The 19726-nt window shown below is 64.2% G+C and carries 19 protein-coding genes; 9 read left to right on the top strand and 10 right to left on the bottom strand.

Annotated elements, in window-relative coordinates:
• A partial coding sequence (locus tag ACX80Q_RS16185; RefSeq protein ID WP_459331558.1) for a hypothetical protein occupies positions 1 to 597 on the bottom strand: 597 nt, incomplete at its 3' end.
• A gap of 116 nt (positions 598 to 713) precedes the next feature.
• Complete coding sequence (locus ACX80Q_RS16180; protein WP_459331557.1) at positions 714 to 1646, bottom strand: threonine/serine dehydratase; 933 nt, start codon at positions 1644 to 1646, stop codon at positions 714 to 716.
• Positions 1647 to 1743: 97 nt separating this feature from the next.
• Between ACX80Q_RS16180 and ACX80Q_RS16175 the strand changes: the two genes are divergently transcribed.
• From ACX80Q_RS16175 to hrpB, 3 genes are all read left to right on the top strand, one after another.
• The gene (locus tag ACX80Q_RS16175; RefSeq protein WP_459331556.1) at positions 1744 to 2424 is read left to right on the top strand and encodes an MBL fold metallo-hydrolase; all 681 of its coding nucleotides are present in this window, start codon (positions 1744 to 1746) and stop codon (positions 2422 to 2424) included.
• A 149-nt stretch (positions 2425 to 2573) separates the two neighbouring features.
• On the top strand, positions 2574 to 2897 hold the full coding sequence (locus ACX80Q_RS16170) for a putative quinol monooxygenase (RefSeq protein ID WP_459331555.1): 324 nt from the start codon (positions 2574 to 2576) through the stop codon (positions 2895 to 2897).
• Between the two features lie 5 nt (positions 2898 to 2902).
• Entirely contained in the window at positions 2903 to 5527 is a 2625-nt protein-coding gene (gene hrpB / locus ACX80Q_RS16165; protein ID WP_459331554.1) for an ATP-dependent helicase HrpB, read from the top strand.
• Positions 5528 to 5598: 71 nt separating this feature from the next.
• On the opposite strand, the gene ACX80Q_RS16160 is transcribed toward hrpB, so the two are convergent.
• The 5 genes from ACX80Q_RS16160 to ACX80Q_RS16140 form a co-directional block, all read right to left on the bottom strand.
• Positions 5599 to 5889 (bottom strand): protease inhibitor I42 family protein, encoded by a 291-nt coding sequence (locus tag ACX80Q_RS16160; RefSeq protein ID WP_459331553.1) that lies wholly within the window; start codon positions 5887 to 5889, stop codon positions 5599 to 5601.
• Positions 5890 to 5948: 59 nt separating this feature from the next.
• Positions 5949 to 7697 (bottom strand): C1 family peptidase, encoded by a 1749-nt coding sequence (locus ACX80Q_RS16155; RefSeq protein ID WP_459331552.1) that lies wholly within the window; start codon positions 7695 to 7697, stop codon positions 5949 to 5951.
• Positions 7698 to 7874: 177 nt separating this feature from the next.
• Positions 7875 to 8735 (bottom strand): SDR family oxidoreductase, encoded by an 861-nt coding sequence (locus tag ACX80Q_RS16150; RefSeq protein WP_459331551.1) that lies wholly within the window; start codon positions 8733 to 8735, stop codon positions 7875 to 7877.
• A gap of 8 nt (positions 8736 to 8743) precedes the next feature.
• Positions 8744 to 9304, bottom strand: coding sequence for a Dps family protein (locus tag ACX80Q_RS16145; protein WP_459331550.1), 561 nt, complete (start codon positions 9302 to 9304; stop codon positions 8744 to 8746).
• A 160-nt stretch (positions 9305 to 9464) separates the two neighbouring features.
• The gene (locus ACX80Q_RS16140) at positions 9465 to 10085 is read right to left on the bottom strand and encodes an L-threonylcarbamoyladenylate synthase (protein ID WP_459331549.1); all 621 of its coding nucleotides are present in this window, start codon (positions 10083 to 10085) and stop codon (positions 9465 to 9467) included.
• A gap of 206 nt (positions 10086 to 10291) precedes the next feature.
• Here ACX80Q_RS16140 and ACX80Q_RS16135 point away from each other — a divergent pair, with 206 nt between their 5' ends.
• Together ACX80Q_RS16135 and ACX80Q_RS16130 are read left to right on the top strand one after the other, a co-directional pair.
• Complete coding sequence (locus ACX80Q_RS16135) at positions 10292 to 12526, top strand: transglycosylase domain-containing protein (protein ID WP_459331548.1); 2235 nt, start codon at positions 10292 to 10294, stop codon at positions 12524 to 12526.
• A gap of 102 nt (positions 12527 to 12628) precedes the next feature.
• The gene (locus tag ACX80Q_RS16130) at positions 12629 to 13057 is read left to right on the top strand and encodes a universal stress protein (RefSeq protein WP_459331547.1); all 429 of its coding nucleotides are present in this window, start codon (positions 12629 to 12631) and stop codon (positions 13055 to 13057) included.
• 1 nt (position 13058) lies between these two features.
• Here the strand turns inward: ACX80Q_RS16130 and ACX80Q_RS16125 are convergent, their stop codons facing one another.
• The gene (locus tag ACX80Q_RS16125; protein ID WP_459331546.1) at positions 13059 to 13643 is read right to left on the bottom strand and encodes a hypothetical protein; all 585 of its coding nucleotides are present in this window, start codon (positions 13641 to 13643) and stop codon (positions 13059 to 13061) included.
• Positions 13644 to 14014: 371 nt separating this feature from the next.
• On the opposite strand from ACX80Q_RS16125, the gene ACX80Q_RS16120 reads away from it, so the two are divergent.
• The gene (locus tag ACX80Q_RS16120; RefSeq protein ID WP_459331545.1) at positions 14015 to 14569 is read left to right on the top strand and encodes an AMIN-like domain-containing (lipo)protein; all 555 of its coding nucleotides are present in this window, start codon (positions 14015 to 14017) and stop codon (positions 14567 to 14569) included.
• A gap of 113 nt (positions 14570 to 14682) precedes the next feature.
• On the opposite strand, the gene ACX80Q_RS16115 is transcribed toward ACX80Q_RS16120, so the two are convergent.
• Positions 14683 to 15105 carry a pyridoxamine 5'-phosphate oxidase family protein gene (locus ACX80Q_RS16115; RefSeq protein ID WP_459331544.1) on the bottom strand — a complete coding sequence of 141 codons (423 nt, stop codon included), beginning with the start codon at positions 15103 to 15105 and terminating at the stop codon, positions 14683 to 14685.
• 25 nt (positions 15106 to 15130) lie between these two features.
• On the bottom strand, positions 15131 to 16213 hold the full coding sequence (locus ACX80Q_RS16110; protein WP_459331543.1) for a LacI family DNA-binding transcriptional regulator: 1083 nt from the start codon (positions 16211 to 16213) through the stop codon (positions 15131 to 15133).
• Between the two features lie 242 nt (positions 16214 to 16455).
• Between ACX80Q_RS16110 and ACX80Q_RS16105 the strand changes: the two genes are divergently transcribed.
• The 3 genes from ACX80Q_RS16105 to ACX80Q_RS16095 are packed head-to-tail and all read left to right on the top strand — an operon-like array spanning position 16456 to position 19720.
• Positions 16456 to 17589: a Gfo/Idh/MocA family protein gene (locus tag ACX80Q_RS16105; protein ID WP_459331560.1), complete on the top strand. Its 1134-nt coding sequence runs from the start codon at positions 16456 to 16458 to the stop codon at positions 17587 to 17589.
• A 2-nt stretch (positions 17590 to 17591) separates the two neighbouring features.
• A complete protein-coding gene (locus ACX80Q_RS16100) occupies positions 17592 to 18815 on the top strand; it encodes a dihydrodipicolinate synthase family protein (protein ID WP_459331542.1) in 1224 nt (407 codons plus the stop codon).
• Positions 18812 to 19720, top strand: coding sequence for a sugar phosphate isomerase/epimerase family protein (locus ACX80Q_RS16095; protein WP_459331541.1), 909 nt, complete (start codon positions 18812 to 18814; stop codon positions 19718 to 19720). Before ACX80Q_RS16100 ends, ACX80Q_RS16095 begins: the two co-directional genes overlap by 4 nt.
• The last annotated feature ends 6 nt before the right edge of the window (positions 19721 to 19726 follow it).

The following is a 19726-nucleotide window of genomic DNA, read 5'->3' as shown; positions in this document are numbered from 1 at the left end:
AAATTCTGCAAGCGCCGCCATCTCCCTGGCCTGGGCAAACGCTGCCAATCGATTCGCGGCGTGTAGGTAGTCCAGCAAATCGTTGTCGGCTAAACCGGCCGGATCCAGCCCCGCCAACGCCTGGGCACCGGTGAAGGGCGTCCATGTCACACCGGCGGGATTGTTCTTCCTCGGCGCCTGGGGATGGTCAGGGACCGAAGCCCTCACCACCTTGAGCAGGGCATCAGTCCGGATCTCATCCACGGAAAGCATCTGCGTCACAGCACTACACGTACCACCCCCGTTGTCCGGGCCCGTGGGGGAGTCGCCGCCGGCCGGGCCCGTGGGGAAGTCACCGTTGGCTGGTGCCTGGATCAGCGTGGCCCATTCCTCCGCCGTGATCATCCGCGATGGCCCCACCCACGTCACCCGCTCCATGTGAGGGTCCTCGGCAAAAGGGTCACTGGCCATCAGCCTGGCCAACTCGGCATCCCCGCACCCACCGTCCCCGCACCCACCGTCACTGGCCCCCGGCCCGAGGCCGGGGGCCTGATCCAGAAAAGACGGTCCGGAAGGGGTGGAAGCCCTCTTGCTACCGGGCTGCTTGGTGATGCCCATACATCAATTTTAGGCGCCCCCAGCCCACAAAGGAAGAGTTTCTCGAATATATGTTCTACGAATATTTCTTCGCCATGACAGGCTATACGGGGCCCAAAACTCAGTGAAACCGCACCCTACAATCCGGTGGGGTCAGTGTTGGCGCCGCACAGGATGACGGCCACACGTTCATTCTCCGCCGGCAAATACGCGCCAGATGCCAGGGCCGCAAAGGCCGCAGCGGCCCCGTGCTCCAGCACCATGCGGTAGTTCTCCCACAGGAAGGTCCTGGCGGCACTGATGCTTTCATCGCTGACAAGGACGCTGTGAACGCCGACCCGGACTGCCACCTCGAAGCCAATGTCACCAATTCGGCGTGCGCCCAGGGAATCAGCGGCGATGCCGGAAACGGCAACATCCACGGGCCGGCCCGCCGCCAGTGCCGCGTTCAGGCTTGGCGCATTCTCCGGCTCCACGGCAACGATCGTTGCGTGACCCTCCAAGGCTGCGGCAATCCCGGCCATGAGGCCGCCTCCGCCAACAGCCACAATGACCGTGTCCATGCTGCCCAGCTGTTCCAACAGTTCAAGGCCGATGGTTCCGGCGCCCGCGGCAATCTCCGGCTGGTCGTAAGCGTGGCAGTAGGCGGCGCCCGACTCCGAGGCAAAGGCAATGGCTGCCTCATAGGCTTCGGCGTATTCGTCGCCTAGCTGCACCACGGTGGCGCCAGCCTTGCGCAGCTTGGACACCTTCACCGCGGGAGCGCTGAGTGGGACGTAGACGGTGGCAGGAACTCCCACTGTGGATGCTGCATAGGCGTTGGCCAGCCCGGCATTGCCGCCGGACGCCACCACTACGCCAACCCTAGGGTCCAGTTCGCCGCGCTCCTGGCAGCCAATCACACGGTTGAAGGCGCCACGGGCCTTGAAGGTGCCGGTGTGCTGTAGAAACTCACACTTGAGCCAGACGTCACCGGGGGAGTGGCCGGCATCCAACTTCAGGACCGGCGTCCGGCGAACCAGCCCGTCGATCCGAAGGGCTGCCTGGTCAACATCTGCACGAGTGATCATCTGAAGGCTCTCTTTGCTTGGGAAGGATTCAGCCAAGGCTATAGCGGTCATAAATGGAAGTCCAAGCTTGTCCATGCCCAGAGACTAGGCTGGTGCCATGACTATTGACTCCACACTGATCCACGATCTGCCGCAGCACACAGTGCGCCGCGCGGTGGTGTCCACCATGGCAAACAATGTCTATCTAATCACCGCCAAGTCCACTGGCGCGCAGCTTCTGATCGATGCCGCGGATGATCTGGCCGCCATCAATTCACTCCTGCACGACGGCGCGGCCGACTCCAGCGCCCCCACTTCCCTGGCCATGATTGCCACCACCCACCAGCATTGGGACCATGTACGCGCCTTGGCCGCTTTGGTTGCACAGACGGGCGCCCCCACGGCTGCAGGCGCCCAGGACGCTGCCGGGATTGCCTCCGAATGCGGCGTTGCCACTGACCATGCCCTGGACGACGGCGGGAAGCTGGCGGTCAGCGGCATTGAGCTGCTTGCCGTGCATCTGCGCGGCCACACGCCCGGTTCCATTGCCTATGTTCTCCGCAGTGGTTCCGGCGATCAGGAAAGCACGCTGATCTTCAGCGGCGACTCCCTGTTCCCCGGGGGAGTGGGCAATACGGAGCAGGATCCGCAACGCTTCACGCAACTGTTGAACGACGTGCAGGAGCGGCTCTTCGGCAGCTTCGGTGACAACGCCACGGTGCTGCCGGGCCACGGCGACGCGACCACCTTGGGCGCCGAACGTCCATCGCTGGCGCAATGGCGCGAACGCGGCTGGTAACCGCTCGGCATCACCGCGCCACCTGCCTGCCGAACGTACAGTTGATGTTGATGTGCCAGCAAAACATCAGCATCAACTGTACGTTCGGCAGGCAGGCAGGCAGGGCTGGGGGCGCTCGCTCGTGTCCCCTCGGAGGATACGCTTAGTCCATGTACTTTATTGTTGTGAAATTTCAGGTCTTGCCCGAATCCGCCGAGCAGTTCATGGACCTGGTTGGGCCCTACACGGCCTCCACCCGCGCCGAGCCGGGCAACCTCTGGTTCGACTGGTCACGAAGCGTCGAGGATCCCAACGAGTTTGTTCTGGTGGAAGCATTCCTGGACGACGACGCTGCCGGCGCCCACGTCTCCAGCGAGCACTTCACGTCCGGTCTGAACGCCATGCGCCCCGTCCTGGTGTCCACCCCTAAGATTGTCTCGCGCAAGGTTGACGGCAGCTCCTGGGATGCTATGGGCGAGCTGCAGATCGGCTAAGACTCATGCCCACCACGGCCGCCGCGGACCTGCCCAGCGGCCCCTTTGAACTGCTCACGCTGGGGCAGGGGCTGGTATTTGCCCAGTCCCTGCCCCAGTTGGCGAGTGTCCTGACCCAGGCGCAGCCGGACGGTGCCGTCGCCGTCATCCAAGCCCCTCCCGGCACCGGAAAAACCACCCTGGTGCCGCCGCTAGTTGCCAACGCGCTCAGCCATGGCCAGGCAGGGCAGCGGATCCTCGTCACCCAGCCCAGGCGGGTAGCAGCACGCTCGGCGGCCAGGCGGCTCGCCACCCTGGACGGCAGTGCGCTGGGCACCAAGGTGGGCTACACCGTGCGCGGCGAAAACCACACGAGTCACAAAACGATCATCGAATTCCTCACCCCCGGGATTCTCCTGCGCCGCCTGCTGCGTGACCCGGGGCTGGAAGGGGTTGCCGCCGTCGTGCTGGATGAGGTCCACGAGCGGGGCCTGGAGACCGACCTGCTCCTGGGCATGCTGGCGGAAGTGCGGGCTCTGCGCGGCGATTTGACCCTGCTGGCCATGTCGGCAACCCTCGACGCCCAGCGGTTTTCTCGGCTGCTGGCGGACGACGCCGGGTCCCCGGCTCCCGTGATCGACTGCCCCTCAGCGCTGTACCCCCTGGAGATCCAGTGGGCACCTTCCGCGCTGCCCCGGGTGGATGAGCGCGGCATTTCCCGCAACTTCCTGGACCATGTGGCGGACACAGCCGCTGCGGCGCACGCTGCGGCCGTGGCCAAGAACCCTGACGTGGATGCACTGGTCTTTGCACCCGGTGCGTGGGAAGTGGGCCACATTGCCCAACGCCTGAGGGCTGCCTGCGCCGGCACGGAAGTCCTTGAACTGCATGGCCAGGTGCCCGCACGCGAGCAGGACAAGGCCGTTTCGGCAAGGGTGCCGGGCGGGCTGCCGCGCATCATTGTTTCCACCTCCCTGGCCGAGTCCTCATTGACTGTCCCCGGGGTGCGCCTGGTGGTTGATTCGGGGTTGTCGCGGGAGCCGCGCCGGGATGCCGCACGCGGCATGACCGGTCTGGTGACAGTTACCTCCTCGCGAGCTTCGGCCGAGCAGCGCGCGGGGCGCGCAGCACGTCTTGGGCCGGGCACAGTGGTGCGCTGCTACGAGCAAAAAACGTTTGCGGCAGCCCCGGCGCACCCCATGCCGGAGATCGCCGTGGCAGACCTCAGCACCGCCGCCCTGCTGCTGGCCTGTTGGGGCTCCCCGGCCGGGGCGGGCTTGGCCCTGCCGGATGCTCCGCCGGTGGCCGCCATGAACGCAGCCGTTGAGATCTTGACTGAATTAGGTGCCCTGGATGACAGGGGCCATGCAACACCCCTGGGGAGAACGCTGGCAGCCATCCCCGCCGAACCCCGCCTTGCTAGGGCGCTGCTCGACGGCGCCGCAGTAGTTGGGCCTACGGCTGCCGCCGAGATTGTTGCAGTGGTGGCAGGGGACAGCAGGGCGCAGGGCGCCGATCTCACCGCCCTGCTGAGTTCATTGCGTGCCGGCCGCGACCCCGGCGCGCACCGCTGGGGCCAGGAAGTGCGCCGCTTGGAACAGCTTGCACGCAAGAATGCGCCAATCAAGGCCCATTCTGGTGCGGCAGTGATTGATGGGCCGGATGTTGTGGGATTTGTGGTGGGGCTGGCCTTCCCGGACAGGGTTGCGCGCCTGGTTACCAATGCGGCGGGCCACCAGTATCTACTCTCTTCCGGCACCCGGGCTGGGCTGCCGTCGGGAAGTGCCCTGGCTGGGCACGAGTGGTTGGCCGTGGCGGATGTGACTCGCGCCCAGGGCCGCGACTCCGCGGGGACCGGGGCGATCATCCGCGCCGCCGCTCCCTTGGATCAACACAGCGCCGAGCAGGTGGCCGCCCACCTGGTGCAGGATTCCGTGGTGGCGCAGTTTGCCCATGGCAAGGTGACGGCCCGCCGGGAGCGGCGGCTGGGTGCCATCGTGCTCTCCTCAACACCCGTCAAGGCATCCGTAGCGCAGGGGCGTGACGCCGTGGCTGCCGCGCTGGCCCGCGAGGGTGTGGGCCTGCTGTCCTGGAGCGCTCCTGCCGATGCGCTACGGCGCAGGCTGGCCCTACTGCACAGGGAAGTGGGGGAGCCGTGGCCGGACGTCAGTGACGCCGCCCTGCTGTCTCGCCTGCAGGATTGGCTGGGTCCGGAACTCGAATCCGTGGCGGCCGGCCGCGCGTTTTCCGCCCTGTCGCTGACGGATCCACTGCGTCGACTCCTGCCCTGGCCACAGGCGTCACAGATGGGGGAGCTGGTGCCGGAAACGCTAGCCGTGCCCAGCGGTTCACGCATCAGGATTGACTACCCGGATGTCGCAAGCGACGGTCCTCCCGTGGTGGCGGTGAAATTGCAGGAGTGTTTTGGCCTGGCCCAAACACCGCACCTGCTCAACGGCCGGGTTCGGGTGCTATTCCATTTGTTGTCGCCCGCCCGGGCGCCGCTGGCCGTGACGGATGACCTGCAATCGTTTTGGTCCGGGCCTTACGCGCAGGTCCGGGCACAGATGCGCGGGCGCTACCCCAAGCATCCCTGGCCCGAGGACCCATGGAATGCAACAGCAACGGCGAGGGTCAAAAGCAGGATGTGAGAAGCACGGCAGGGGGGGGAGGAACACAGAATGCAACAGCAACGGCGAGGGTCAAAAGCAGGATGTGAGAATCACGGCAGAACATCCACTGTCTCGGAGCGCTCCTGAAGTGACTGGCTCTCCCAGGAACGCTTGAGCACAAACAGCAATTCCTGACGCCCGGGCTCACCGGCCATGAAGTGGAATTTCTGGGTTCCCGGGGACGGTACCGGTGCAAGCACCCCGGCAGGGGCGTCTGGGGCAAAGGAGCTGTCCACCAGCTCAAGCCCGGCCGGGACCTCGGCCACCTGCCATTGATAGCCGGTGGCCGGGGTGGCCGGGAACTCAACACTGAACAGCTCGCCTGCCCTGACTGTGATCACAGCTCAACTCTCCTCCTTGCTGGAATCATGTCAAGGGCAGGAGCATGTCTGGCTCGGCACTAGGCGTACCACTTGTGCCACATGGCGGAATCGGTGCCCTCAGCAAAGGTGTCGAGCCGGCCGGGCGCCCACGTGGACACCCCGGTTCCGGAGGACAGCAGCCCGCCCAAGTTTTCCTCACCGCTCCAGGCCCCGTCCCACCACTTGTGCATCAAGTTGAAGCCGACGCCGGGGTAGAACAGGTCGATCCTGTCCGGTCCCCACGAGGCTGCGGAGGGGTCGCCGCCAACGTAGCCGCCCAGAGGTGCCCAACCGCTCCAGCCTGCCCCTGCCCAGTACTGGTGGTACAGCTGACTGTCGGTGCCCTTGACAAAGGTGTCCAGGCGGTTGGCGCCCCAGGATGCAACGGCCGGTGCGGAGTCGCACACCCCACCCAAGCTCTCCCAGCCTCCCCAGCTGCTGCCGTCCCACCAGAGGTGCCACATGGCCGAGTCCATGCCGCGGGCAAAGACGTCGATCCGGTTCGGACCCCAAGAAACCGCTGCAGGGTCGGAGGACAGCAGCCCACCGAGTGCTTCCCAGCCGCTCCAACCGCCGTCGAACCACTTGTGGTAGAGCTGGTGGTCGGTGCCCACCACAAACATGTCCAGCCGCCCGGATCCCCAAGAACAGATGGCCGGGCCGCTCTGGCAGCTGCCGCCCAAGGACTCCCAGCCTCCCCAGGCGCTGCCGTCCCACCACCTGTGCCAGATGGCGGAATCCGTACCTCGAGCCACGGCGTCGATCCTGTTGGGCCCCCAGGAAACGGCACTGGGCTTGGAGGTGACAATTCCACCTAGCGACTCCCAGCCGCTCCAACCGTGGCTGGGCGGAAGCTGCACGCCCTGGGCGGTGGAGAAGGCGTACACGTCAAAGTTGCACTGCCCGTAGGCGATCTTGAAGTAGCCCGACATGCCCCACCCGGTGCCCCAGGAGTTCTTCACCAGCCAGCACTGCTCGGATTCGGAGTAGCCGATCACCTCAACACAGTGCCCGCCAACGTAGTTGCCCGTCACATGATGGTAGACGCCGGTTGCGTAACTGTAGAAGTCGTCGTAGACATCGAAGGATGCGGCGCACGGGCCGGTGCTGTCCAGGTAGCTCTTGCGATCGTTGATGTCTCCGATCAGGCCGTGGCTGGTGATACTGACCTGGGTGCTGGCCCGGTCGGGGGTGGGGCGCACATACGGCTTCCACAGATTAGTGGCCGGATCGATCACGGGCGGACTGTCAAAAGCGCTCGAGTACGGCAGCGCCGACTCGCTGACCTGCCCCCGGGCCTGCAGCTGTGCCATGCAGGCGTTGGAATTCCAGCCGCCACAGGACGGGCCGTGGCTGGAATTGAAGTGCGAATCTGCCTCCGAGAGGTCAAGGAGCTGACCGTGCTCAATGGAGGCCATGGACTCCACCACAGCGGTGCAGGCAAACGACACACAGGAGCCGCAATACTGCTGGTCCCGCACGGCTGTGACGTGGTTGCCGTTCTTGTTGCGCCAGTCAACCTCCTGGGCAAACGCCCTGGCTGCCGGCCCGGCTGATGCTTGGGGGCCAGCCGCGCGCATGGCGACGTCGGCCGGGGTGAAGATGACGCCCAACAGGGCCTTCTTGCCCTCCTCGCTCAGGAGCGACTGGGGCGTGATGCGAGGGCTCCAACGAGCCTGCGCCGAGGTGAGGTTAGCCGAAAGTTCACGAATATCCAAAGTGGCCATGGTGGTGCCCTCCGTGAGCACTCGATCCTCCAACACGGACCGGGTGCATGGTTCCGTCATGAAGAAATGGTGGGTGGGGCAGCTCGCAGGCCACCCCGCCGGGCCTCCCGTTTCTCCCGCCAGGAGCCCCGCCCGCACGCACATCGTTCAACGCATCCAACACTGCACATGCTAGATCTGCGCTAGGGGCGGGGCTATGCTACCGGCCAGTGTTTAGCCAAAAGGACAAGACGCCGCTCAATCGCCTTGTGAGGTGCCCTTCCTGGTGGCCTGGCGCCAATCGTCGTTCGCCACATGTGAACTGGCCTGGGCACCCACCTGGGCCATGCCGCCGTCGACCTCCCAGCTGGCACCACTCACATAACTGGCCGCGGGGGAGGCAAGGAAACTCACGACGCCGGCCACCTCCTCCGCGGTCCCGGCATGTCCCAGCGGAATGCCGGGGCGCGGAATTTGGTGGGGGTGGCGCAGCTCGGAATCGGGCAGGTGGGTGGCGATTTCACCCGGTGCCACCGTGTTAACGGTGATCCCGTGCCCGGACAATTCCACGGCCAGCGTCTTGGCGAGCCCGTTGAGGCCGTACTTGGAGGCACAGTACGCACCGAAGCCAAACCGCGGCTGGTGGGCGTGGATGCTGGTGACCACCACCATCCGGCCTCCGGAGCCGCCGGCAATGAGCAGCTTCGCCGCGGCCTGCAGGCAGAGGAAGGCGCCATTGAGGTTGATGTCCTGAATCCGCTGCCAGTCCTCATACGTGGTGTCCACCACCGAACTCAGCAGCCCCACACCAACATTGTTGACAAACACCCCCAACGATCCCAGCTCATTCGCCAGCTGTTCCACGGCAGGGCCGCACGTGGGGAGGTCGCCGGTGTCCAGCCAAAGGAACGCTGCGCGCTGGCCCAGGCTCTCGATGCTCGCAGCGGTGTCCCTGGCGCCTGCCTCATCGTCATGCCAGGTGAAACCAACATCGAAGCCGTCCCGCGCCAAAGCTACGGCAATAGCCTTGCCGATGCCGCGGTCTGCTCCGGTAACTAGAGCCGTTTTGGGGTAAGTGGCCGTTTTGGGGTAGCTGAATGCCGTTCCGGGGTCCGTCACAGCCGCTTTTACTTTGCCTTGTTGGCGGCCGAGCGTTCAGTCTTGGCGCCCGCGGTGAGGAGATCGCCGTCGTCGTCCTCGAGGTGGGCACGCATGAACCACTGGAACAGCTCCAGCTTGGCGCACTGGCCAATGAGCAGGTCCTCGGTGATCGGATCCAGCTCGGCCACCTCGGCCAGGGTCTTGCGGTGGCTGGAGAGGAAGCCTTTGTACACCACATCGAGGGCTGCCAGGTGTGCCGACGTGCCTGCCCGCCCAATGGCGTAGTCATCCCAGGACCTGGCGTTGACCAGGGCACCGGGCAGGCCGTTGGGGGAGACACCCAGGGTGGCTATGCGTTCGGCAGTCTCATCCACCATTGCACGGACCAGGTCAATTTGCGGGTCAAGCATCTCGTGCACGCTGATGAAGTCCCTGCCCACAACATTCCAATGTGCGTGCTTGAGCGTGAGTTGGAGGTCGTTGAGCGCATGGAGCCTTGATTGGAGCAATGAGCCCACTTTGTGGCCGTCCTGAAGTGACAAACCAGGAACCGTATATCCCGCGTGAGCTGTCCTCTTAACAACCATGTGAAACTCCTTAGTATCAACGCTCTGGTTAACTATTTCCTTGTTTCGCAGAACCGGAACGCGCCCGATCTGCTCTCACGGTAGCCACATCTTCGAAGAAGGTCTAGAGGGGTCCGGCGCATGTTCAGTGCCAGGGCCCACGTTCGCGCATTGTCCGGGCCTACTCGAAACGGCTGGGATCCCCCATGCCGCGCCTGACAACCTCGGCGGAACCGCTGGAGAAGTCAACAACCGTTGTTGGCTCGGCGCCAACATCACCGGCGTCGATCACGGCATCCACCACGTGGTCCAACGCCTCCTTGATCTCCCAGCCTTGAGTCAGCGGCTCCTCCTCGTCCGGCAGCAACAGGGTGCTGGAAAGCATGGGTTCGCCCAACTCCGCCAAAATGGCCTGGATCAGGCGGCTGTCTGGGATGCGGACACCCACCGTCTTCTTTTTCGGGTGGGCCAGCCGCTTGGGCACCTCTTTGGTGGCGGGCAGGATGAAGGTGTACGGCCCAGGCGTGACGGCCTTGATGCTGCGGAAAATGTCATTGTCCACCATGACAAACTGCCCCAGCTGCGCAAAGTCCTTGCAGACAAGGGTGAAATGGTGCTTGCTGTCCAGGCGGCGAATGGACCTGATCCGATCCAAAGCCTCCCGGTTGCCCAGCTGCGCACCCAGGGCGTAGCAGGAATCAGTGGGGTAGGCGATCAGCCCGCCGGATTGCAGGATGGCCACGATCTGGCTGACCGAACGCGGCTGGGGATCGTCTGGATGAACGTCGAAGAATTTTGCCATGACATGAGCATACGACTCCCGCACGCACTCTGCGGCCATTCATCTTCAGTCACTGTGACGTGCTCGTAGCGTGTTGCCCGGATTCTGGGGTTTTCCGGCATTCACGTCCAGCCAACTCCCATCAATTGGGGGGACGCTGAAATGGACGTATGCTCCACGGCCGCCCCGCGGTCCTGCAGTACCAGCACTTTAGAGGAAGGACTTCCATGGCAGAGCAATCACCACGGCAGCCCCAGGCAAGCCATGATTCAACGACTGCTGCCAAGGCTGGAAGCACCACTACTTCTTCGCAACTTTTGCGAATCCTGCTGATCAGTTCCGTCATCGGCGTGATGGTGGCCGGCATGTTCGTGCCCGCGGCAGCGTTTGCCAAGGTGGCTGTGGCCGGTGTCAACGACTTCCTGACAACTGTTCCAAGCGCCATGGACTTTCAGGCACCCGCGCAGGCGACCACCATGCTTGCCGCCGACGGTTCCACGATCGCCACCCTGTATGCCCAGGACAGGAAAGTAGTGGAATTTGCCAGCATGTCACCCTTCATCAAGGACGGCGTGGTGGCCATTGAGGACGCCCGCTTCTACGAGCACGGCGGGATTGATCCCACCGGAATCGTCAGGGCCCTAGTCGCCACCATCAACGGCGGGCGCCAGGGCGCCTCAACCATCACCCAGCAGTACGTCAACAACATGTTGATCGAGCAGCTCGTAGCGGATGGGAAGACCGAGGAAGCCAAGCTGGGCATGGACAAGACCGTTGCTGACAAGGTCACGGAAATCCAGCTGGCCATTGCTCTGGAAAAGAAGATGTCCAAGGATGAAATTCTGGCCGGCTACCTGAACATCATCTACTTTGGCAACGGGGCCTACGGGATCGAGGCCGCGGCGAAACTGTACTTCAACACCACGGCCAAGGACCTTACCCTCCCACAGGCCGCGGCATTGGCCGGTGTGGTGAACCGGCCCACCTACTACGATCCCATCACCCAGCCGGAGAACGTGCTCACCCGGCGCAACGCGGTCCTTGCCAAGATGGTGGAACAAAAGAAGATCAGCCAGGCTGACTACGACGCTGCTGTCAAGGCGCCTCTTGACCTGCACGTCACCACCAGTTCACAGGGTTGTGCCGCGGCCACCGCCGCGTACTTTTGCGACTACGTGCAGCAGCTTATTCTCAACGACCCGGCCTTCGGTGCCACTCTGGAGGAGCGGACCAAGGTGCTCTACCAGGGTGGCCTGACCATCCGCACCACCTTGGATTCAGCCCTGCAAAAGGTTGCCCAGGAGCAAGCCACCGCAACCATGAGCGCCACCGACCCCCTGCAACGCGGCGCGGCGATCGTCAGCGTGCAGCCGGGTACGGGCAAGGTCGTTTCCATGGCCCAAAACACTGTTTACAACCCCGCCGCGGCGCCCGGAAACTATATGGGCAATTTCGCCCTGCCCGTCAATGACGCCAACGGCCAGCCACTCCACGGTGCCGGCGGATTTCCGGTCGGGTCAACTTTCAAGCCCTTCGTGTTCGCCGAATGGCTCAACAGCGGCCACTCCATGATGACCACCATCAACGGCGCGGTGCGGGAGTACCCCTCCGGGTACCCGTGGACCAACTCCTGCGGACCCACCAAAGGCGACTATGATCCCGCTCTCCCCGGATCGGTCCTGCTCCCCAATGACGATCCCAACCACTACTACCCCATGAGCGCCTATGAGGGCCTCTACAACTCCATCAACACCGTGACCTTCCAAACCGCCGCTGCCCTGGACTTTTGCAATATCCAAAAAATGGCGACGGCGGCCGGGGTCAAGGACGGGCGGACCAACAAACCCTATGACCTTTCCAGCATTGCCAACCTGCTCGGCACCCAGAATGTGGCTCCCCTGGACATGGCGACGGCGTTTGCCACCTTCGCCAGCGGAGGAACACGCTGCAACCCCATTGCCCTGACGTCCATCACGGGCGCCAATGGCACCAAATACCCTGTCCCCACGGCGGACTGCAAGAGAACCATCAGCGCCGACGTCGCCGCCGGGGTGACCTACGCGATGCGCGGCGTCTTGCAGCGCGGCTCCGGTTGGAACATCCCGCTGGATGACAAGAGCAACTCCTTCGCCAAAACCGGCACAACCGACAGCAACATTGAAACCTGGACCATTGGTGGCAACAGTGGCGTGGTTACCGCCTCATACTTTGGCAGCTACAAGGGGAACGGGGCCGAGTTTGTGAACCAAGACATTGTGATCAACGGCAAGTATTATGCTGGCGTTGACGGGGCAGATCTGGCCGGAGGCCAGTGGGCGGCGGTCATGAACGCGGCAGCCGCCAACCCCGACTACGCCGCAACGGAACTGCCCCTGCCGCCAGCGGACATGCTCGCCACCACAGCACCCTTGGTGGCCGGGTTCAACGACCCGAAGCCGGCTCCGCTCCAACCCACCCCGTAGCAGCACCCGCCAGCTTTGTGAGTGCCCCAGCTATGGTCAGCACGATTTCTACGCAAGAATACAAAGTAACGGGAAGGGCCCGTTGCCTGAAGGAGCGAATTCGTGTCTGAAGCTACATCAGTGGTCCGCATTGTGGTTGGCGTTGACGGCTCCGGCGCGTCGGTCAGGGCGCTGCAGGAAGGCGCCAAACTTGCTGCCGAACTGGGTGGGGTGGTGGAAGCCGTTGCCGTGTGGGAGATGCCCACCAAGCATGCCACGTACGAGGCGCTCGGGATCGGCAGTTTTGAAGATGGCGCCCGCCAAGTACTCAATGACGCCCTGCGTCAAGCATTTGGCGACGACGTTCCCGCCACAGTCGCGGCACGCCTAGTGCAAGGCCACCCAGCCAAGACGCTGGCCGCCTTGTCTGAGGGTGCCCGCATGCTGGTTGTTGGACGACGCGGACAAGGCGGGCTGCTGGGTCTGCTGCTAGGTTCCGTCAGCAATGCTGTGGTCAGCCATGCGCCGTGCCCGGTGTTGGTGGTTCAATAAGTTACTGCCGGGCCAAGGCGCCCTTGGCCGCCTTCTCGGCCGTTTCCAAGGCTTCCGCCAGCAAGGCGACGGCCCGCTGGTACTCCGCAACGCCGTCGTCCACGGGAACATCCGCCGCGTTCAGGCCAAGACTGGTTCGAAGCGCAGCTGCAGCGCGGGAAGCCTTGGCAAGTGCCGAGGTCTCTGGAACCCGGACATCGCACATGGCAGGGAAGTCAATGGCGGCGGCCGGATCCAGTTCATAGTGTCCCCAACGGGTCATGAGGGCATCGTGTTCACGGCCGGCCTCGTTCAGGGCAATGCCGAGCTGCCGGCGGCGGTGCCCGGCTGCGGCGGCGAGCTGGCACCGCGCCACCACCTTGTGCGTGGCGAAGCTGGTGGCCAGGGCCAGGGCCAAGAGTCCCAGCGAGGTGAGCCTGCTGGCCAGTGCCGGAATCAAGATGAGCGGTGCCGCAACGCACAGGCCGGCAAAGGCATACCAAAACGTTGCGTCGGGATCATGTTCCTGCGCGGCGCGGGTTCGAACCAGCCACACGGTGACCGCTGCGGTGAGAGCGACCAGCGGAGCAAGTACTAGGAAAATCATTGCCGGCACCTCCGACGAACGTGGTCCCGACGGCCCCGTCCGGACACTCCATGCTGGCGCACGTGGCGTGTCGCCATACTCCTATTGGAGTCCTAGATTCCGCCCCGGTCAAGGGGTGGGCACTGCAGTTCGAGTTTCTGCCCCGCGGGGCGCCCGTCCCCGGAACGTGTGCGCAACTGATTCACTGCAATGCCCAAGGTCACGATTAGGCGGCGACGGAAATCCGGATAACATCCGCGGTCACACCGGGTGCCACAGTATCGCTTTGGCGGAGATTGCGGCCCAGGTGATGCGCTCGGCAATCATCGGGAATAGCGTTGAATCACCCTCACAAAGAGGGCATCCATCATTTCCCATAGAGGGTGTTTCCCATGAAGATCATCAAGTCCTGGTTGGCAATTGTGGGGTTGCTCCTGGCGTTTGTTGTGGTTGCTCCGGCCCCTGCCCAGGCGGCCTCAACACCGTATTGCGGCATCACGTGGGGGTCGCTGGCGAAAGCCTCTGGCAGCCTTACCGGTGCTGCTGTCACCAATGTTCGTGCCGGCCGGCACGCCTGCTTTGACCGCATGGTCGTTGACCTTCGCGGCCACGCCAACGGCTTCAGTGTGCAGTACGTTCCATCGGTTTCCGGGCCCGGCAGCGGTCTTCCGGTGCCGCTCCGAGGTGGTGCAGATCTGCACGTTGTTGTGCTGGCCCCGGCTTACGACCAGAACACTGGATTGCCGACCTACACTCCGGCCAACCGGAACGAGCTGGTAAACACCGCCGGGTTTGCCACCTTCCGTCAGGTGGCCATGGCGGGCAGCTACGAAGGCTACACCCACATCGGTGTGGGTGTGAGGGCCAGGCTGCCGTTCAGGGTATTCTTCCTGAACGGCCCAGGGAACACGACCCGGATAGTGCTGGATGTGGCCCATCAGTGGTAGGTGCCTCTTGTGCCGCCGTTGTTCCCGTTTCTCAGGGACGACGGCGGCACTTTTGTGGCCGGTGAGCATTCTGAGCTAGCCCCCATGCAAGAGCTGCTGGCAGGATTGCCGAACTAGTAGCGCTCGGGCTCCGACCCCAGGTGGAAACGGATCCCACGCACACTGCTGGGCGTGATCTCCACAAACGTGTACTTGAGGGTTTGCAGCCAGGGCGTTAGGGGCAGGTCCATGACGGCGTCGATCTCGGTTTGCGATTCCAGCACCCGCGCAGTTCCCTTGAGTACAACGCTCCACGCCTGATCCTCGGCGAGTCCGTCGATCTCGAAGGCCACCTGGTCATTGACTGTCAATTCAGCCAATTTGGTTCCCGGGTTGGTGCGCATCAACAGTTTCTGCTGGTGGGCCAGGAAATTGATGGGGAAGATATCGGGCTTGTTATCCACGCTCAGCGCAAGCCTGCCGAAGCTGGTGTTCGCCAGAAATTTCCATGCTTCATCGGTGGACATGTTCTCGCCGGGACGCTCATCAGTGGTCATGCTGTGATTATGCCCCACGGGGGCGTCAAATGACACCAAACCGTCCGTTTCCAGGCTGCCCGGCGCTTTCGCGCAGCACCACGTCTCCGGTGACGCTGCCCGATTGCTTGCCCGCCGGGTTCAGTGCCATCTCGGCAGCCAGTTTGCCTATGTCTTCCAGGGGAAGGCGGTAGGTCGAGAGGCCGGGGGAGTGATCACGGAGCGTGGGAATGTCATCGAATCCCGCCACCTGAATGTCTGCCGGAATGGCGAATCCCCGGGACCGCAAGGCGGTCATGGCACCCAGTGCCATGACGTCATTGGCGGCCAAAATACAGACAGGGGAACCGGCGTCGTCCTGCACCAAGGAGCGCGCCTGTGCCGTGTCACCGAGGGAATCCAGATATTGCAGGGTTGCGTCGTAGCCGCCCTTGCTGGTGAACTCGCCGTGGAATTCCGCGAGCGGCTCAAGGCCTGCCCCGGCCAAGCCCTGCCGGAAGCCCTCCACACGCACCCTGGCCGTGTTGCGGTCATGGGGTCCCGCCAAGATGACAAAGCGCTTGATGCCCTGCGCCGCCAGTGCCGCCACCAAAGCGGTGGCCCCCTCGCGGTTGTCAACGGTCAACACGCGCGCCGCCGGAATGGCGGAGGGCCCCAAGGTCACCACACGTCCGCCATTGTTGATGTACTGCGATAGCGCCTTGGACAGGCGGGGATCTTCAGCCAAGAGTCGTGACGCCGCCAAAATGATGGCATCCGTACGGTAGGAGATAAACGCGTTGACGGCCGCAAGCTCGGCGTCGCCGAGGGAGCCGCCCTCGCCAACAATGTCCGTTCCGGCCAGCAACACCTGATGGTGCGTTTCCAGCGCGGCCTGCTGCACGCCATGGGCTATGGCGGAAAAATAGGGGTCGGCAATGTCGTGGACCACCAGGCCCACCAACCCCGTGGTGGAACGGGCCAGTGCCTGGGCTTGGGCGTTGGCCACGTACCCCAGCTCCTCGGCAGCAGACCTCACGCGTTCGGCAATCCCGGCAGCGGGTGTCCGGCTCGATCCGTTGAGGACCCGGGAGGCAGTTGCCAGCGACACGCCGGCGTGCCGGGCCACTTCGGTTAGTTTGACGGGCACGTGAGGGGTCCTTGTCATGAAGAAAATTTCCGGTTTCAAAAATGCTATTGACCCGGCGATAGCTTCAGCATATATTGGAAAGCGCTTTCCAATATTGATGCCACGCCGGTACCGCCGGTAGACGCCCACCACCAATTTCCCAGGAGAAGACAGTGACTTTGACATCCACCACAGAGCAAACCGCCGCTGACGCCGCACCCACAGCCAGCACTGCGGCCAAGCCGGCCGTGATCCGCATCGCCATGAACGGCATCACCGGGCGCATGGGCTACCGCCAGCATCTGCTGCGCTCCATCCTGCCGCTGCGCGATTCCGGCCTGATCCTGGAAGACGGCACCAAGGTTGCCATCGAACCGATCCTGATTGGCCGCAACGAGGCCAAGGTGCGCGAGCTTGCCGAACTGCACAACGTTGAGCACTGGTCCACGGACCTGGACGCCGTCATCGCCGACCCCACGGTCGATGTTGTGTTTGACGCCTCCATGACCAGCCTGCGCGCTGCCACGCTGAAGAAGGCCATGGCCAACGGGAAGCACATCTTCACCGAGAAGCCCACGGCGGAGACCCTCGAAGAGGCCATCGAGCTGGCCCGCCTTGGCCAGGAAGCCGGCATCACCGCTGGCGTTGTGCACGACAAGCTGTACCTGCCGGGCCTTGTCAAGCTCCGCCGACTGGTGGATGAAGGGTTCTTTGGCCGCATCCTCTCCATCCGCGGCGAATTTGGTTACTGGGTTTTCGAGGGTGAGCACCAGGTAGCCCAGCGCCCCTCATGGAACTACCGCAAGGAAGACGGCGGCGGCATGACCACGGATATGTTCTGCCACTGGAACTACGTCCTCGAAGGCATCATCGGCAAGGTCAAATCCGTCAACGCCAAGACCGCCACGCACATCCCGGCCCGCTGGGACGAGCAGGGCAACGAATACGTGGCAACGGCCGACGACGCCGCCTACGGCATCTTCGAACTCGAAACCCCGTCCGGAGATCAGGTGATCGGCCAGATCAACTCCTCCTGGGCCGTGCGCGTCTACCGTGACGAGCTCGTGGAATTCCAGATCGACGGCACCCACGGGTCAGCCGTGGCCGGTTTGAACAAGTGCGTGGCCCAGCAGCGCGCCCACACCCCCAAGCCTGTCTGGAACCCGGATCTGCCTGTCACCGAATCGTTCCGCGCTCAGTGGGCCGAAGTTCCCGCCAACGCTGACTTGGACAACGGCTTCAAGCTGCAGTGGGAAGAGTTTCTGCGCGACGCCATCGCCGGGCGCGAACACCGCTTTGGCCTGCTCTCGGCAGCCCGCGGCGTGCAGCTGGCCGAGTTGGGCCTGCAGTCCTCCGCCGAACGCCGCACCCTCGACATCCCGGAAATCGAGCTGTAACCATGGCCATTTCACTGACACTTCCGCTCCCGAACGGCGAGCTGGAAGCACTCACCTTGAACCCGACCGGTCCGTGGCGCAAGCCCACGGCCCTGATCACCTCGCGCAAGGTTTACGCGGCGGCCCACGTCACCCCCAAGGTGCTGGGCAACAACGTTCCCGGCGCCCCGGCGGACATTGACTGGGACGCCACCCTGGCCTTCCGCCGCGAACTGTGGAGCTGGGGCGTGGGCATTGCCGACGCCATGGACACCGCACAGCGCGGCATGGGCCTGGACTGGTCCGCCACGCAGCAGCTCATCCAGCGCAGCGCCGCCGAGGCCGCGCTCATTGCCACCCCGGAACGGACCGTGCGCGAGCTGCTCGCATGCGGTGCCGGCACAGACCAGCTGGACCCGGCCGACGTCGAACCCGGCGAAGCTGGACTGGCAGCAGTGCTGGCCGCCTACCGCGAACAGATCGCTGTTGTCGAGGCCTCCGGCGCCAAGGTCATCATCATGGCCTCGCGCGCGCTGGCCAGGGTCGCCTCGGGCCCCGCCGACTACCTGGCCCTCTACGGCACGCTGCTCTCCGAGGTCAAGGAGCCGGTGGTGCTGCACTGGCTGGGCACCATGTTTGACCCGGCCCTGGCCGGATACTGGGGCAGCGACAATGTCGCCGCCGCAACGGCCACCTTCCAGCAACTCATTGAGACGCACGCGGCGAAGGTTGACGGCGTGAAGGTTTCCTTGCTCGACGCCGGTCACGAAGTTGCGCTGCGTGCTTCCCTTCCCGGGGGCGTGCGCCTGTACACGGGCGATGACTTCAACTACCCGGAGCTCATCGACGGCGACGGCTCGCACCATTCGGATGCCCTGCTGGGCATTTTTGCCGCGATTGCCCCGGCTGCGTCCACGGCGCTGCAGGAGTACGATTCCGGCAGGCCCGCCGCGGCGCGTGCCATCCTGGATTCCACCCGGGATCTGGGCCTGCACATTTTCGAGGCGCCCACCTATTACTACAAGACGGGGATTGCGTTCCTGGCCTGGCTCAACGGACACCAGTCCGGCTTCCAGATGATTGGTGGCCTGCACGCCGGGCGCGATCTCAACCATCTGGTCAAACTGTTCCGCCTGGCCAACACGGCCGGCTTGCTGCTGGCGCCGGAACTGGCGGCAACGCGCATGGCTGGCTTCCTCAACACGGCCGGGGTTGCCTCGCGAGTGCTGGAAGGGGTCCACGCATGAACAACTTCGAAAAGTTGTCCCTCAACACGGCCACCATCAAGAAGGCATCGCTGGCGGAGGCGCTGGCCTTGACGGCCGCCGCTGGGCTGTCTCACATTGGTCTGTGGCGCGACAAAGTGGCCGAGGTTGGGCTGGAACACGCGGTTAAGCTGGTGCGCGAGTCCGGTTTGCAAGTTTCCAGCCTGTGCCGCGGCGGCTTCCTGACCGCAGCCGACGCCGCTGGCCAGGCTGCGGCGTTGGCCGACAACAAGGCAGCCATCTTGGAGGCCAAGGCCCTGGGGACCACGGAGATCATCATGGTGGTGGGCGGGCTGCCGGACTTCAGCGTCTCGCCCGGCGCCGTCGATGGTGGCGGAACCGCTGGGGCCGTGGCCGGCGGCAAGGACCTTGTGCTGGCCCGCCGCCGCGTTGCCGAACGGCTCGCCGAGCTGGTGCCCTTCGCTCTGGAGCACGGCGTGCGCCTGGTGCTGGAACCGTTGCACCCCATGTATGCGGCCGACCGCGCCGTGCTCTCCACCCTGGGCCAGGCCCTGGACTTGGCCGCCCCGCACCCGGCGGAGGCCGTGGGCGTTGTGGTGGACACCTTCCACGTCTGGTGGGATCCCTCCCTTCAGGAGCAGATCGCCCGCGCCGGCGCCGAGGGCCGCATTGCCTCCTACCAGGTGTGCGACTTCAACCTTCCCATCGCCGCTGACGCCCTGCTGTCCCGCGGTTTCATGGGCGACGGCGTGATTGACTTCGCCTCGATCGGCACCTGGGTTGCCGGGGCAGGCTATGACGGTGTGGTTGAGGTGGAAATCTTCAATGAGGACATCTGGGACCAGCCGTACGCCAAGGTCATCGACACCGTCAAAGCCCGGTACGCCGAACTGGTGGCCCCGCACCTGGCATCCGTCAACGCATAGCCGGCT

The organism is Arthrobacter sp. HLT1-20, assembly GCF_054510895.1.
This window is presented reverse-complemented; position numbering and strand designations above follow the sequence as displayed.

What these genes read in the sequence shown, in the direction of transcription:
- ACX80Q_RS16135 (WP_459331548.1), top strand. Translation starts at nt 10,292, where the DNA reads ATGGCAGAGCAATCACCACGGCAGCCCCAGGCAAGCCATGATTCAACG.
- ACX80Q_RS16120 (WP_459331545.1), top strand. Translation starts at nt 14,015, where the DNA reads ATGAAGATCATCAAGTCCTGGTTGGCAATTGTGGGGTTGCTCCTGGCG.
- hrpB (WP_459331554.1), top strand. Translation starts at nt 2,903, where the DNA reads ATGCCCACCACGGCCGCCGCGGACCTGCCCAGCGGCCCCTTTGAACTG.
- ACX80Q_RS16145 (WP_459331550.1), bottom strand. Translation starts at nt 9,304, where the DNA reads ATGGTTGTTAAGAGGACAGCTCACGCGGGATATACGGTTCCTGGTTTG.
- ACX80Q_RS16180 (WP_459331557.1), bottom strand. Translation starts at nt 1,646, where the DNA reads ATGATCACTCGTGCAGATGTTGACCAGGCAGCCCTTCGGATCGACGGG.
- ACX80Q_RS16140 (WP_459331549.1), bottom strand. Translation starts at nt 10,085, where the DNA reads ATGGCAAAATTCTTCGACGTTCATCCAGACGATCCCCAGCCGCGTTCG.
- ACX80Q_RS16170 (WP_459331555.1), top strand. Translation starts at nt 2,574, where the DNA reads ATGTACTTTATTGTTGTGAAATTTCAGGTCTTGCCCGAATCCGCCGAG.
- ACX80Q_RS16155 (WP_459331552.1), bottom strand. Translation starts at nt 7,697, where the DNA reads ATGACGGAACCATGCACCCGGTCCGTGTTGGAGGATCGAGTGCTCACG.
- ACX80Q_RS16125 (WP_459331546.1), bottom strand. Translation starts at nt 13,643, where the DNA reads ATGATTTTCCTAGTACTTGCTCCGCTGGTCGCTCTCACCGCAGCGGTC.
- ACX80Q_RS16095 (WP_459331541.1), top strand. Translation starts at nt 18,812, where the DNA reads ATGAACAACTTCGAAAAGTTGTCCCTCAACACGGCCACCATCAAGAAG.
- ACX80Q_RS16105 (WP_459331560.1), top strand. Translation starts at nt 16,456, where the DNA reads ATGAACGGCATCACCGGGCGCATGGGCTACCGCCAGCATCTGCTGCGC.
- ACX80Q_RS16115 (WP_459331544.1), bottom strand. Translation starts at nt 15,105, where the DNA reads ATGACCACTGATGAGCGTCCCGGCGAGAACATGTCCACCGATGAAGCA.
- ACX80Q_RS16100 (WP_459331542.1), top strand. Translation starts at nt 17,592, where the DNA reads ATGGCCATTTCACTGACACTTCCGCTCCCGAACGGCGAGCTGGAAGCA.
- ACX80Q_RS16175 (WP_459331556.1), top strand. Translation starts at nt 1,744, where the DNA reads ATGACTATTGACTCCACACTGATCCACGATCTGCCGCAGCACACAGTG.